17 protein-coding genes, 2 tRNA genes and 1 riboswitch are annotated in these 12,190 nt (G+C 45.2%); of the genes, 13 read left to right on the top strand and 6 right to left on the bottom strand.

All coding sequences use genetic code 11. The annotated features are described in order from the left end of the window. Positions 1 to 70 precede the first annotated feature (70 nt). From pdxS to QFZ77_RS04700, 7 genes are all read left to right on the top strand, one after another. Positions 71 to 952: a pyridoxal 5'-phosphate synthase lyase subunit PdxS gene (gene pdxS / locus QFZ77_RS04730; protein WP_307436797.1), complete on the top strand. Its 882-nt coding sequence runs from the start codon at positions 71 to 73 to the stop codon at positions 950 to 952. Further along, positions 952 to 1,530, top strand: a complete 579-nt coding sequence (pdxT, locus tag QFZ77_RS04725) for a pyridoxal 5'-phosphate synthase glutaminase subunit PdxT (RefSeq protein ID WP_307436793.1) — start codon at positions 952 to 954, stop codon at positions 1,528 to 1,530. Before pdxS ends, pdxT begins: the two co-directional genes overlap by 1 nt. A gap of 93 nt (positions 1,531 to 1,623) precedes the next feature. Continuing rightward, positions 1,624 to 2,904 (top strand): serine--tRNA ligase, encoded by a 1,281-nt coding sequence (gene serS, locus QFZ77_RS04720; protein WP_307436792.1) that lies wholly within the window; start codon positions 1,624 to 1,626, stop codon positions 2,902 to 2,904. 83 nt (positions 2,905 to 2,987) lie between these two features. Continuing rightward, positions 2,988 to 3,074: transfer RNA gene (locus QFZ77_RS04715), tRNA-Ser, on the top strand. Positions 3,075 to 3,202: 128 nt separating this feature from the next. Further along, positions 3,203 to 3,550 carry a hypothetical protein gene (locus QFZ77_RS04710; RefSeq protein WP_307436789.1) on the top strand — a complete coding sequence of 116 codons (348 nt, stop codon included), beginning with the start codon at positions 3,203 to 3,205 and terminating at the stop codon, positions 3,548 to 3,550. Positions 3,551 to 3,571: 21 nt separating this feature from the next. Continuing rightward, on the top strand, positions 3,572 to 3,733 hold the full coding sequence (locus tag QFZ77_RS04705) for a hypothetical protein (protein ID WP_164484184.1): 162 nt from the start codon (positions 3,572 to 3,574) through the stop codon (positions 3,731 to 3,733). After that, positions 3,734 to 3,901: a small acid-soluble spore protein P gene (locus QFZ77_RS04700; RefSeq protein ID WP_307436787.1), complete on the top strand. Its 168-nt coding sequence runs from the start codon at positions 3,734 to 3,736 to the stop codon at positions 3,899 to 3,901. 263 nt (positions 3,902 to 4,164) lie between these two features. On the opposite strand, the gene QFZ77_RS04695 is transcribed toward QFZ77_RS04700, so the two are convergent. The 4 genes from QFZ77_RS04695 to QFZ77_RS04680 are packed head-to-tail and all read right to left on the bottom strand — an operon-like array spanning position 4,165 to position 7,713. After that, positions 4,165 to 5,376: a hypothetical protein gene (locus QFZ77_RS04695; protein ID WP_307436784.1), complete on the bottom strand. Its 1,212-nt coding sequence runs from the start codon at positions 5,374 to 5,376 to the stop codon at positions 4,165 to 4,167. Positions 5,377 to 5,398: 22 nt separating this feature from the next. Beyond that, positions 5,399 to 5,845: an anti-sigma factor gene (locus tag QFZ77_RS04690; protein ID WP_307436781.1), complete on the bottom strand. Its 447-nt coding sequence runs from the start codon at positions 5,843 to 5,845 to the stop codon at positions 5,399 to 5,401. Beyond that, on the bottom strand, positions 5,842 to 6,444 hold the full coding sequence (locus tag QFZ77_RS04685; protein WP_307436778.1) for an RNA polymerase sigma factor: 603 nt from the start codon (positions 6,442 to 6,444) through the stop codon (positions 5,842 to 5,844). The genes QFZ77_RS04690 and QFZ77_RS04685 overlap by 4 nt, the downstream gene beginning before the upstream one ends. 60 nt (positions 6,445 to 6,504) lie before the next feature. After that, positions 6,505 to 7,713, bottom strand: a complete 1,209-nt coding sequence (locus tag QFZ77_RS04680; protein ID WP_307436775.1) for an MFS transporter — start codon at positions 7,711 to 7,713, stop codon at positions 6,505 to 6,507. A gap of 396 nt (positions 7,714 to 8,109) precedes the next feature. On the opposite strand from QFZ77_RS04680, the gene QFZ77_RS04675 reads away from it, so the two are divergent. The 4 genes from QFZ77_RS04675 to QFZ77_RS37715 all read left to right on the top strand — a co-directional run bounded on the left by QFZ77_RS04675 (position 8,110) and on the right by QFZ77_RS37715 (position 9,031). Further along, positions 8,110 to 8,364 (top strand): PDC sensor domain-containing protein, encoded by a 255-nt coding sequence (locus QFZ77_RS04675; protein ID WP_307436771.1) that lies wholly within the window; start codon positions 8,110 to 8,112, stop codon positions 8,362 to 8,364. Positions 8,365 to 8,427: 63 nt separating this feature from the next. Then, positions 8,428 to 8,646, top strand: a complete 219-nt coding sequence (locus tag QFZ77_RS04670; protein ID WP_307436769.1) for a hypothetical protein — start codon at positions 8,428 to 8,430, stop codon at positions 8,644 to 8,646. Continuing rightward, on the top strand, positions 8,639 to 8,779 hold the full coding sequence (locus QFZ77_RS04665) for a hypothetical protein (RefSeq protein WP_307436767.1): 141 nt from the start codon (positions 8,639 to 8,641) through the stop codon (positions 8,777 to 8,779). The genes QFZ77_RS04670 and QFZ77_RS04665 overlap by 8 nt, the downstream gene beginning before the upstream one ends. A 15-nt stretch (positions 8,780 to 8,794) precedes the next feature. Next, positions 8,795 to 9,031, top strand: coding sequence for a hypothetical protein (locus QFZ77_RS37715; protein WP_373462723.1), 237 nt, complete (start codon positions 8,795 to 8,797; stop codon positions 9,029 to 9,031). A 117-nt stretch (positions 9,032 to 9,148) separates the two neighbouring features. Here QFZ77_RS37715 and QFZ77_RS04660 read toward each other — a convergent pair. Both QFZ77_RS04660 and tadA read right to left on the bottom strand, forming a co-directional pair. After that, positions 9,149 to 9,222, bottom strand: a tRNA-Arg gene (locus QFZ77_RS04660). Between the two features lie 138 nt (positions 9,223 to 9,360). Then, positions 9,361 to 9,798: a tRNA adenosine(34) deaminase TadA gene (gene tadA, locus QFZ77_RS04655; RefSeq protein ID WP_307449250.1), complete on the bottom strand. Its 438-nt coding sequence runs from the start codon at positions 9,796 to 9,798 to the stop codon at positions 9,361 to 9,363. A 278-nt stretch (positions 9,799 to 10,076) separates the two neighbouring features. After that, a riboswitch (cyclic di-GMP riboswitch) is annotated at positions 10,077 to 10,164 on the top strand. Positions 10,165 to 10,267: 103 nt separating this feature from the next. On the opposite strand from tadA, the gene QFZ77_RS04650 reads away from it, so the two are divergent. Then, a complete protein-coding gene (locus QFZ77_RS04650) occupies positions 10,268 to 11,002 on the top strand; it encodes a PilZ domain-containing protein (RefSeq protein ID WP_307436764.1) in 735 nt (244 codons plus the stop codon). 78 nt (positions 11,003 to 11,080) lie between these two features. After that, entirely contained in the window at positions 11,081 to 12,181 is a 1,101-nt protein-coding gene (gene ychF / locus QFZ77_RS04645) for a redox-regulated ATPase YchF (protein ID WP_056835783.1), read from the top strand. Positions 12,182 to 12,190: the final 9 nt, after the last annotated feature.

Raw genomic sequence — 12,190 nt, 5'->3', positions numbered from 1 at the left:
GAAGATTTACTATCGAATCGTGTAGGAAACTGCATGAAATTGGCATACAAGCTATAGGAGGATATAAAGAATGGAAACAGGAACTTCCCGCGTTAAAACTGGTATGGCCGAAATGCAAAAAGGCGGCGTCATCATGGACGTTATGAATGCCGAGCAAGCTAAAATCGCAGAAGCAGCTGGCGCGTCCGCTATTATGGCGCTTGAGCGCGTACCCGCTGACATTCGTGCAGCTGGTGGCGTATCCCGTATGGCTGACCCTTCAATCGTTGAAGATGTGATGAGAGTAGTATCCATTCCTGTCATGGCGAAAGCAAGAATTGGACACTTCGTTGAAGCGAAAATTCTTGAATCCCTAGGCGTTGACTATATCGATGAGAGTGAAGTACTTACACCTGCGGATGAAGTATTCCACATCAACAAACGCGATTTCACGGTTCCTTTCGTATGTGGTTGCCGCGATCTTGGTGAAGCTTTGCGTCGTATTGGTGAGGGTGCTTCCATGCTTCGTACCAAAGGTGAGCCAGGGACTGGTAATATCGTAGAAGCTGTTCGTCATATGCGTACAATTCAAGGTCAAATTCGCAAAATCCAAGGAATGTCCAAGGATGAATTGATGTTTGAAGCGAAAACACTTGGCGCTCCTTATGAGTTGCTTCTACAAGTTCACGAAACAGGTAAATTGCCTGTTGTTAACTTCGCAGCTGGTGGTGTTTCCACACCTGCAGATGCTGCGCTCATGATGCACCTTGGTTCCGATGGTGTATTCGTAGGCTCCGGTATTTTCAAATCCGATAGCCCTGAGAAATTCGCGAAAGCGATTGTTGAAGCCGTAACTCACTACACAGACTATAAATTGATTGCAGAAATCTCCAAAAACCTGGGTGCCCCTATGAAGGGAATCGAAATTTCCAAGCTGCAAGCTTCCGAGCGTATGCAGGAGCGCGGCTGGTAATGACGAAGATCGGAGTTCTCGCGCTGCAAGGCGCGGTAGCAGAACATATTCGTGGGATCGAGAAGGCTGGCGCCGAAGGCGTCGTTGTCAAACGAACCGAGCAGCTAGCTGATCTTGATGGGATTATTCTACCGGGTGGAGAGAGTACGACAATCGGCAAGTTAATGCGCACCTATGGTTTCATTGATGCGCTGAAGGATTTTTCCGCCGCGGGCAAGCCGATTTTCGGCACCTGCGCGGGGTTGATTGTCATCGCGAAAGAGATCAACGGGCAGCCGGAAGCTCACCTTGAGCTGATGGATATCACGGTGGCTCGCAACGCGTTCGGTCGTCAGCGCGAAAGCTTTGAGACGGACTTGCCGATCAAAGGTATCGACGAAAACGTTCGCGCGGTCTTTATTCGGGCCCCACTCATCGAGAAGGTGGGACCTGGGGTAGATGTACTGGCTACGTATGACGGCCAGATCGTTGCAGCGCAGCAAGGGCATCTCCTTGCAGCGTCGTTTCACCCAGAGCTGACAGACGACTTCCGTCTGCACAGCTATTTCTTAGACATGGTAAAGCAAAGACAAGCATAATTGATGGTACAAGCACCTTGATATCACCGGATTATTGCCGGTAAGGTGCTTGCTTCCATATTCTAAACATTTTGCGCTAACGGAGGAATCTCCTTGTTTGATGTAAAGTTACTTCGAAGTGATTTGGCAGCTGTACAAGCTGCAATGCAAAACCGTGGTAAACAAATTGAAGAGTTGAACGGCTTTACGGAATTAGATTTGAAGCGTAGAGAGCTCTTACAAGAAACCGAGCAGCTCAAAAACCGCCGAAATACGGTATCCCAAGAGGTAGCTGGTCGCAAAAGATCCGGCGAGAATGCGGATGAGCTGATCCAAGAAATGAAAGTTGTCGGAGACCGCATTAAGGAGCTCGATGACGAGATTCGCTTACTGGACGAGTCCTTACAGCAGATATTGCTTTCCATCCCTAATATGCCCCATGCAAGCGTTCCTGTGGGCCGCACGGAAGAAGAGAATGTGGAACTGCGCCGCGTTGGTGATATTCCACAGTTCGATTACGAAGTGAAACCGCACTGGGAAGTAGCGCAAGAGCTTGGCATTCTAGATTTCGAAGCTGCGGCGAAGGTGACGGGTTCGCGTTTCGTTTTCTACAAAGGGCTTGGCGCTAGGCTGGAGCGTGCATTGATTAACTTCATGATGGACCTGCATAGCGATGAGCATGGATATGAAGAGATGCTGCCTCCATATATCGTCAACCGCGATAGTTTGACGGGAACAGGGCAGCTTCCCAAGTTTGAGGAAGATGTGTTTAAACTGGAGAATTCGGATTATTTTCTTATTCCGACTGCGGAAGTACCGGTAACGAATTATCATCGGGAAGATATTCTCACGAACGAGCAGCTTCCTGTTAATTTTGTTGCGTTCAGTGCATGTTTCCGTTCAGAAGCTGGATCTGCAGGTAGAGATACACGCGGTTTAATCAGACAGCACCAATTCAACAAAATTGAGCTCGTTAAGCTCGTTAAGCCCGAAGACTCCTACGATGAGTTGGAGAAGCTTACAGGGCATGCTGAGCGCGTTCTACAGCTTCTGAAGCTGCCTTACCGTGTGTTGTCACTTTGCACAGGGGATATCGGCTTCACGTCGGCTAAGACGTACGATCTGGAAGTATGGCTGCCTAATAGCGGCGCATACCGTGAAATCTCTAGCTGCAGTAACTTCGAAGACTTCCAAGCTCGCAGAGCGAACATCCGCTTCCGCAGAGATGCGAAGGCGAAGCCGGAATTTGTGCATACGCTGAATGGTTCAGGTCTTGCGCTTGGTCGTACAGTGGCTGCTATTCTCGAAAATTACCAGCAAGCTGACGGTTCGATTCAGGTTCCTGAGGTTCTCATTCCTTACATGAACAATGTCAAAGTGATTACAAAAAAATAGCACTTGATTCTCCTATAAGATCTGTGCTACAATGCTTTTTGTCACTGCACAAGGTTGTCTCCCTACTAGGAGACACCTATCGTGGAGAGGTGGTCGAGTGGTTTAAGGCAGCGGTCTTGAAAACCGCCGAGGTCGCAAGGTCTCCGTGGGTTCGAATCCCACCCTCTCCGTAACCATGGTAATACCCTAACCAAGAAGTCATGCGATTCATTTTGAATCGTGTGGCTTTTTTTGTTGTTTTTTTACATGGATAAAAGGCGGGTGGCCTCCGCATTTTATACATGTGGAGGTGTTACCTATGAGCAAAGCTGACAAGCTAACGATTGATCAAGCTGAATTGGTAAATGAGTGGATGACGGTACTCCCGACAACGCTGCATCAAACCGATCAGGCGCGTGTATGGGCCGATGAGGCCGATCCTCAGGCACTGAGGGTTCATATTATGGCGGCGGGGCATACGGGCTATACAATCGATTTTAAAGTCACCTACGTGGACGACAGAGAGGTAAAGGTTGAACTGACTGATGTGCAGCAGGGCACTACACACATTGATGAGACCAGTGAAATTGTGCAGAATCTGGTGGATGATTACATTCGGCATATCCACGAATGCGCACAAGCCTTGCAGAAAGTTACACACGCCTAAAGGGCGAAGGGGGAATTCACAATGACCAAACAAAGAGCGGTTGATAAAAATTTGCAGAATGTAGCTAAAGATTTTGAAGCTAGCCCTGTTAATAGCCATCAGGCTCAGCAAGTGCAGCAGCAAGTCAATGATCATAGACATCAAGATGCCTTAAACCATGACAAGAATAGGGGAGACCACTAAATGTCAAAACCGAAATCTTATTCTGCAGGGGATAATCTGGTAGAAAACGGTTCAGTAAAGAATAGTGATCGGAATAATAGTCCAGAGCCATTATCAGGCTCTAAGAAAGTGAAGAATCAGAATCACTCAAGAGCTTCTCACGCAGAAGGCCGCGGTCATGAAAACTAAATAATCGCGAAGAAAATCTTTACAAAATGTTTAAAATCCACAAAGCCGGACATACTATATTTTGTCGGTGAGCAGAGAGGTGTGGTTCCGTTGGAGCAATTAGCGAAAGGGAAACAACCGTTGCATAGAGGACTTTTCTACCTGTTATAATCAGGCTGGAGGGGATGTGCCAAAGACACTTACCGTGTTTTATAAGCAGATTTTCCTAAGGTTTACGTGTAACATGTTTTAAAGAAATCATCAACACCGACAAAAAAGAACCCTTAGGGGTTCTTTTTTTCGTCTATTTCAAGATATTGTTGAGGCATTGGATTCGATTGGTGCGATGACGAATGAGCATCATCAGTAAACGTTGAAAACGTTGAAACGTGCTGTTTACGGTTCACTAATAAACGTACGCCACCACCGATCAGCAGCAGGGCTACTATGAGGGTTTGACTGAAATTCGTAATTAAATACATGTAATTTTTTGAGCTAGGTAGAATTTGATACATAAATTGAACAACAACATCTTTTAGGACATAGTAACTGCCAAGTAAGATCAAAACCATGCCAATGGGTCGTTGATAAGCTGTCCAATTCTCGATGATTGGTTTGTCAATTAGGGTACCATTTTCGTACTTCGTAATGCTCTGCAAAGCATCAAAAAAGCTAAAAAACCAAAGAATCGGGATTAAAAATAAAAACAGAGACAATCGGAGTACATCCAATATATAAATGGAGAAGAGGAAGATCGCCATTAACTGGACGCCGCGTTTCGTCATAGAGAGGTACAAGTGAGCTGCTCCTGGAAAAATAGCAATAATCGTTGCCAATGTCCGGTTTTTGCGACCGTAGTCATCCCCAAAGTGGAAGTCTTCAAAAATACTGCGATCTATAAGCTCTAACCCCGCTTGTTTATTCCCCTGTTGCTTCAGTGCATCAAACATCGTGTAAAACCATAGAACTGGCAAGGCCAACAGAAAGGCAACAAAGCCTTCGTTATGCGTCATGATGGTGACGAAGAATACTAATATAGCAACTCCAAAGAAAGAGACCATCGCTGTAAGACCTCTATGCATCAACCCAAGCTGATAATGTCCGAGTCCAGGGATGAAGGAGAGCAGCATAATTTTTGTTTTTTCTTGTTGACCAGCCATTCGAGTGGAATAAGGATTCGCGTCCCAAGAAGGCTGCTCATGCTGCCCATGCTGCTCGGACCCGTAAGAGCCAGGCAAGCGATAGGGCTGTGAACGCAGCAGGAAGATAATCATATCCAGCATATTTACAACCCATGTCAAGGCGGCCAACAAGGCAAGAAGAATCAGGAAGTCATCCGGAGCGTGTAATATAGCGACTCCCATGAAGATAAGGAATAACGATCCAAAGAACCCGCCACCGTATAGGAGCCCGCGGAATAAACGGTTCATATATAGATGGCCTACTCCAGGTAGGAAGGACAGCAGGAATGCGACTAGGCTGCTTTTATTAGGCATTAAGGGTGTAACCTCCTTGTGTTTATTTATTTTGCAACGTGTCTAGCCACGTCAGTGTTTTATTTAGCAATTGGTCCGATATCGGTTTATCTGTTTGTAGGGAGGAAGATGTATTTATTGAGTTAGAAGGTTTAAACGAACCTACAGAGTCCAATTCCTGCGAAATTCCGTGAAAGAAGCCGGTAGCCACAAGGATGAGTGTAGCCACTGCTGCAATACCGTAATGCAGCATTGTTGAGTGGTACCAAGAGCGCTTAGTTCCTGTCGTACGGGCAATGATAGCATCCACATACCCTTGCGTATCCCTTTCCATGATCGGAAGTATAGCTTCCATTTGTTCCAAACATGTCATATACATCGACAAGCATTCATCACACTGATACAGATGAAGCTCCATCTCACTCAAAGTATCGGGTGACAAACGCTCTTCCACATATTGCTTCCATACATGTTCATTATAATGGTTCACAAGAATTCCTCCTCCTTCCAATTGTTACGAAGCCACTGCTTGGCTCTATATAGCTTGGATTCTACCGTTTTTACCGTTACCCCATGAGCGTTGGCAATATCTTGATACGACTGATGATGAATATAGTAGGCCGTTAATACTTCATGATAGTTGGCAGGGATTTGATGGAGCTTCTTACGCACGAGCTCAGTCGTCTCATTCAATATCACTTCATGTTCCACACCATGCTCAGAATAAGGATGATTGCCAGAGGATTGGATGGGTTCCTCCATCTCAGCCGTCATTTCTTCCCTACGCCTGCTGGCCGATCGTTTGAAATCGATAGCCCGGTTCACCGCGATGCGAGTCATCCAGGTTTTCAGACCCTTCATTTGATACTGAGGGAGGGAGAAATAAATCCGGGTCCAAACATCCTGTGATAAATCTTCGGCATCCTTTGCATGGCGTACAATCGCATAGATCGTTTGGAACAAATGGTGACGATATGTTGTTACAAGCTCACGGAATGCTGCCTCATCGCCATTCATTATGCGCTTTACGAGTGCTTGTTCCTGAATATGCTTCTCCTCCTCTCCGCATGAATAGACGAAGGCAACCACCGGTACCCCTGCACGATTTCAAAAAGAAAAAGAACGAATCTTCAAGATCCGTTCCCCCTTTTAAAGTGCTGCTGTAGAACTGCTAGGTTTGGCTTGATGCTTAGAAGGCGTACTTTGTACGAACCATTGAGATAGAAGTGCGCTCAAAACGCCAAGTACACCTAACACAATAAATCCCTGATTCAGAGAAAACCAATCACCGATTATACCCATAAGAACGGGTCCAATGAACATGCCCAATCCATAAATAGCTTGAAAAAACCCCATTGCTGTTGCCCGCTTATCCGCAGGCATATGCTTTATACTCATCCCCATGAGTAAGGTAAAAGAAAGTCCGCGGCCAAAGCCGGCAAAAGCCTGTGTAACCATGAGCACCCAAAGATGATGGGTGAAAGGAATCGTAAATGTAAATATCCCCATGAGAATAAAACCCCAGACAACCATGCGCCTCTCCCCGTACCGAACAGCCCATCGCCGTCCGCCAAATAAGGAAGCTAGCGCTACCGGTACATTGGCAAATAACGAAAGCATCGATAAGGAGAATTTATCAGCTCCAAGCTGAGTTGCATAAACAGGCGTAAATCCAAAAACCGTTGCGAATATGAGGACTTGCGACAAGATAGCGAGTAAGGAAACGAACAGCAGCGTACGGTCAGTCGCAACGTCACCGATACCGCGCATCGTAATTTTAGGCGCATCAATTTCGACTTTTTCTACAAGGAAAAGTGATCCAATCATCCCCATCAAGCCTAGCAGAGCTCCCAAAATGAAGACGGCCTCCCAACCGAAGGAATCTGCCGCCCATCCTGCCCCGAGAATACCAAGTACCTGCCCAAGTGAATTGAAGAAGGAGATCGTTCCGATCGCTTTTGTTGAATCTTCATGCTTATAGTAGCTCGTAAATAATACGGTAAAATCAACCCATGTTGCCGCGGCTGCGCCTGCCAGTGCTCGAAGAATAAGGATCCATGTGAAATCATGCGTTATCCATAGTCCTAAACCGGTTATTGCCGTGAATAGCAGGCCAAAGGTAATAAATAACTTCCTCTTATGAAATCGGTCTGACATGATACCTACAGGAATTCGCAGCAGCATTTGGGAGATCCCGTACATGCCGACAATCCATCCGGCCAACTGGTGGTTCCCGCCAAGGAATTCTACATAAGGCGCCATGATGGGAACGCTCGTATACATCGACATCCAGAACAGCAGTGTAACTATACAGAAAAGAGGAATGCGATAGGAGGATGAAGCTTTGATGCTTGTCATCGAAGAGCCCCTTTCTGATTAGGTTCTTGGATTGAAATGAGGACTAACAAATCTACCGTTTATTATAGAACATCGATAGCGGCAAGGCTATGACTGGATGTTTGCAAAATAAGACAATGGTCGGAAATCGGCTGATATCCCTTACCACGCCTCATGATTCCTCTAACAAAAATGGATGATTGATGGAAACGAATGCGCCTTGTAAATTGAAAGCAGTTGTTGACCAACCGTTAGCATTGACTAGCAAAAATCATCACTATAGAGGAGGGGGCATGGCGAGGCGTTTTTTGGTGGGATTCGCTGCCTAAAGTAAATGCGAAGTCGGATTCCAACACGGTTGCCTTAGTTCAAAAGCTTCCTAATGTGGGAGAGCCATACGGTGCGCTTATTTTATATTTGAATAAAGAAAAACTGGTGCAGATGGTCGAGGAAATGACCACAGATAACAATGGGGCTTCCTTCCTAATGGCAAAAGATGGACATATTATCGTCTCCCAGAAAACCGTCGACGAGGAGCACGCCCAATTTAAGGCAGCTATTCATGAAAGTGTAATGAGCAGGACGGCAGAATCTGACTCTTTCATACTGGATCGTAAAGGACAGTCTTACTCTATTGCTTACGGTCAATTGACCCGTACAGGAACTCTGTGAAAGTATGTAACTGCAACCTCCTTATCTCAACTTACAGCACCCGTGGAATTTATGTCGAGGAGCATGCTCAGTATTGGAGGACTAGGGCTACTTATAGCCGTTCTGCTCTCTTGGTTCGCATCCAAACGGATTTATCAACCGATAGTGCGGCTCGTGAATGTCATCAATGATTACAAGACAACGCAAGAAAGCCAAGAGGATGAACTAGCATTTATCGAGAGAGAGTGGAAGCATTTAAGTCAGGAGAGCTCGGGATCTAAAAGCAGATCATCAGGTGCTTGATTTGGAGGAAATGCTGCCAAATGCCAATGAGGATTTGCCCTATCCGTTTGCTTTGGAAAAGGAGCTCATGCAGGCGATTCGTATGGGCAAAGCGAGCAGTCGCTTTTCAGGAATTGGTTCGCCAGTCGAATAAGGAAAAGCAGCTGAGATTGCGGAGCAAATCGGTTACCAGCCTTCGTATTTTATTCGACTTTTTCGTAAGCATGAGGATATGACACCGGTCAGTATTGGGAGAAAAAATTATATGAAAAAGTGGAGATATCAACAGGTAAACGATTCGACAGACATGTCTACCCCTAATATTCCACCGGTGCCCACTTCACCTACACTAACTTCTACATCGCCGGTTTCAGGAAGAAAGCATGAAAGAAGCTTTAAAAAATAATCATTGCCCAGAACAATAGAACCAACCTTAAAGGCAGCGTATTTCTAGAAAATAATAAACGCCAGGTCAGCGGCTAATAACCGTTACCTGGCGTTTTCATTGAGTTTTGAAAGGTTACGCGCCCGAGATGATTCGAACATCCGGCCTACAGTTTAGGAAACTGTTGCTCTATCCTGCTGAGCTACGGGCGCATGGCAAGAATTATGATAGCACGAAGGCTTTCGTCGCGCAACCTTTTGGGCGGTCGTATTTCTTAGTGACAAGGAATGTATACGTTGAATAAACTGGCTGAGTTGGCAGCAGCGATGCAGAATTAGAGGCAGGAAATTCTAAGCTTTACCGCGTAATTTACGGAAAAATTGGGTCAACATCGTCGAACACTCTTCTTGCAAGACGCCGCTAACGACATCGACACGGTGATTGAACCGGTCCTCTTGCAGCAAATTCATGAGCGTTCCGGCACAGCCGGCCTTCGGATCAATGGTTCCGTAGATGACCTGCGGAATCCGCGATTGCACAATCGCGCCCGCACACATCGGGCAAGGCTCTAGAGTGACGTAGAGCTGGCAATCCAAAAGCCGCCAGGCTTGCAGATGTTCGCTCGCTTGTTTGATAGCGATCATTTCGGCATGAGCGAGAGGATCTAGGGTTGTTTCACGCAAATTGTAGCCGCGGCCGATGATTTGACCTTGATGGACAACGATAGCTCCAATCGGTACTTCTCGGATGGCTTCTGCTTTGAGAGCCTCTTGAATTGCTTCTTTCATCCAGGGGATATGTTCATCCACAGGGGGACACCTCGCTAATATATTTTTATCCACATGTGTATAATAATCGAACATTCATTCCGTTGTTAACAACCTGTGGATAGCTTTGTGGATAACTTAAAAAGCTGTGGATATTTAATCTTTCTACATTACATACAACAAAAAGAACAGCTATGCAAGGAATTTTGTTGATAATAGCAACTGTGCTAGGTATAATGATAGATATTAGTAGGTCTTTTAGACCATATAGTACGTGATAGGTATAAATAAATAGCAAGGTTCGACAATGGCAAACTTGTTGAAAAGCAAGGACGCAAAGCTGAGGGTCTACGGTTCCATTGGAACTATGGCAGCCTGGTTACCGAAAATCGATGCTTTTTTTGATTGAGGTAATAGGCTGCTCCTACATAAAGGGGCGGTCTATTTTTATATAGGGAATAACTTGAGTAAGGAAGAGGTGCTGATTATAATGGCCAACGGGTATAACGTCATGAAATATTACGGAAGCAAGGAGGGGTATGACGCTGACGTGCTAATTGATAGTAAGGCTGTTTTGGGAAAGGACGATTTCGTAGCTACTGGCGTACTAACCTATGCACTCGGAGACATTATTGAGGTGGAATTACCGGAATACGATGTCTTTCAACTTGGTGATAAAGCGAAAATGACGGTTTATACCAAATCCGGCTTGTTTGTGATGAATACAACCGTTGTTGCCAAAGAATTCGGCTCCGTCATTGTCATTAATCCACCTGAAAATCGTAAGAAATTCGCAGAAAAACGGGAATTCCCACGTGTGGATGTGAAACATACAGGTCTCTTATTCGGACTTCAGGATATGAATAAAAGGAATAAACATCAATTTGAAAACCCACTTGGTATTTCAATCAAAAATATATCCATCAACGGCTTAGGATTTACCATTAATGATAATTCTATGATTGATAAGATTGTTCAAAAGCATTCACAGCTCGAAGTTGAGCTGGATTTGGGCTTTACGGTGCCTTGTTCGATGGAAATTGTAAGAAAAGAAAAGGTTGAAAATGGTTTTTATTATGGGGCCAGTTATATCGACATTCCGCAAGAGAAAACCAATGCTTTAAGGGGTTTTATCCTTACGAATCAGATCGAAACTTACTTCGTACAGAAGCGGGAAGCGCAATTTAAAAGAGCAACGGAAAAAAAGTCTGCGGCGAATCAATAGCCTTCAGGCTTTTTTTTGCGTTCCAAGTGCTATATAATAAGAAGGATGATTTTCGAAAATTAAGGAGTTGTAACTACAATGGCTTTGAAAGCAGGTATCGTCGGTCTACCGAACGTAGGAAAATCGACATTGTTTAATGCAATTACACAGGCGGGGGCAGAATCTGCGAATTATCCGTTTTGTACGATCGATCCGAATGTTGGGGTAGTTGAAGTACCAGACGAGAGATTGCAGAAGCTGGTAGAGATCGTTGTGCCTAAGAGCATTGTCCCGACAGCCTTTGAATTCGTTGATATTGCGGGTTTGGTAAAGGGTGCGAGCAAAGGTGAAGGGCTTGGAAATAAATTCTTGGCACACATTCGTGAAGTGGATGCCATTGTGCATGTTGTTCGTTGTTTTGAAGATGATAATATTACCCACGTTTCCGGTAAAGTGGATCCGATCGGCGATATCGAAACGATTAATCTTGAATTAATTTTGGCAGATATTGAGTCGGTAGAAAAGAAGATCGAGCGTTCGCGCAAAAACCTCAAGGGCGGCGACAAAAAGGTTGTTGCTGAAGTGGAGTGTTTAGAGCGTATTAAAGAAGCGCTTTATGAAGATAAACCAGCACGGAGTCTGGATCTCAGCGAAGATGAGAAACTTCTCGTGCGCGACCTTCATTTATTGACCATGAAACCCGTGCTTTATGCGGCAAACGTGAGTGAAGATGAAGTAGCAACAGCAGATGAAAATCCTTTTGTGAAAATTGTGAAAGAATTTGCTGAGAGCGAAAACAACGAAGTGGTGTCGATTAGTGCGAAGGTTGAATCCGAAATCGCCGAGTTGGAAGATGAAGAAAAAGCGATGTTCCTCGAAGAGTTGGGACTTCAAGAGTCCGGCTTGAATAGATTGATTAAAGCAGCTTATAGAAAACTTGGCTTGTACACGTATTTCACAGCTGGGGTGCAGGAAGTAAGAGCATGGACAATCCGCAAGGGAACGAAAGCTCCTCAAGCGGCTGGTGTTATTCATACCGATTTCGAACGTGGTTTTATTCGTGCTGAAGTCGTCTCTTATAATGATTTGACAGCTGCAGGGTCGATGAATGGTGCGAAAGAAAAAGGCCAGGTGCGTCTCGAAGGTAAAGAGTACGTGGTGAATGACGGGGACGTCATGCATTTCAGATTTAATGTGTAATTAATAAAA

Origin of the sequence: Paenibacillus sp. V4I3 (genome assembly GCF_030817215.1) — a bacterium.
Lineage (GTDB): Bacteria > Bacillota > Bacilli > Paenibacillales > NBRC-103111 > Paenibacillus_E.
Note: the sequence above shows the minus strand (reverse complement) of the source record. Positions and strands in the feature narration are given on the sequence as shown.

What these genes read in the sequence shown, in the direction of transcription:
- QFZ77_RS04650 (WP_307436764.1), top strand. Translation starts at nt 10,268, where the DNA reads ATGGCCAACGGGTATAACGTCATGAAATATTACGGAAGCAAGGAGGGG.
- QFZ77_RS04700 (WP_307436787.1), top strand. Translation starts at nt 3,734, where the DNA reads ATGTCAAAACCGAAATCTTATTCTGCAGGGGATAATCTGGTAGAAAAC.
- QFZ77_RS04680 (WP_307436775.1), bottom strand. Translation starts at nt 7,713, where the DNA reads ATGACAAGCATCAAAGCTTCATCCTCCTATCGCATTCCTCTTTTCTGT.
- QFZ77_RS04710 (WP_307436789.1), top strand. Translation starts at nt 3,203, where the DNA reads ATGAGCAAAGCTGACAAGCTAACGATTGATCAAGCTGAATTGGTAAAT.
- pdxS (WP_307436797.1), top strand. Translation starts at nt 71, where the DNA reads ATGGAAACAGGAACTTCCCGCGTTAAAACTGGTATGGCCGAAATGCAA.
- pdxT (WP_307436793.1), top strand. Translation starts at nt 952, where the DNA reads ATGACGAAGATCGGAGTTCTCGCGCTGCAAGGCGCGGTAGCAGAACAT.
- QFZ77_RS04705 (WP_164484184.1), top strand. Translation starts at nt 3,572, where the DNA reads ATGACCAAACAAAGAGCGGTTGATAAAAATTTGCAGAATGTAGCTAAA.
- QFZ77_RS04695 (WP_307436784.1), bottom strand. Translation starts at nt 5,376, where the DNA reads ATGCCTAATAAAAGCAGCCTAGTCGCATTCCTGCTGTCCTTCCTACCT.
- QFZ77_RS04670 (WP_307436769.1), top strand. Translation starts at nt 8,428, where the DNA reads ATGCTCAGTATTGGAGGACTAGGGCTACTTATAGCCGTTCTGCTCTCT.
- tadA (WP_307449250.1), bottom strand. Translation starts at nt 9,798, where the DNA reads ATGAAAGAAGCAATTCAAGAGGCTCTCAAAGCAGAAGCCATCCGAGAA.
- ychF (WP_056835783.1), top strand. Translation starts at nt 11,081, where the DNA reads ATGGCTTTGAAAGCAGGTATCGTCGGTCTACCGAACGTAGGAAAATCG.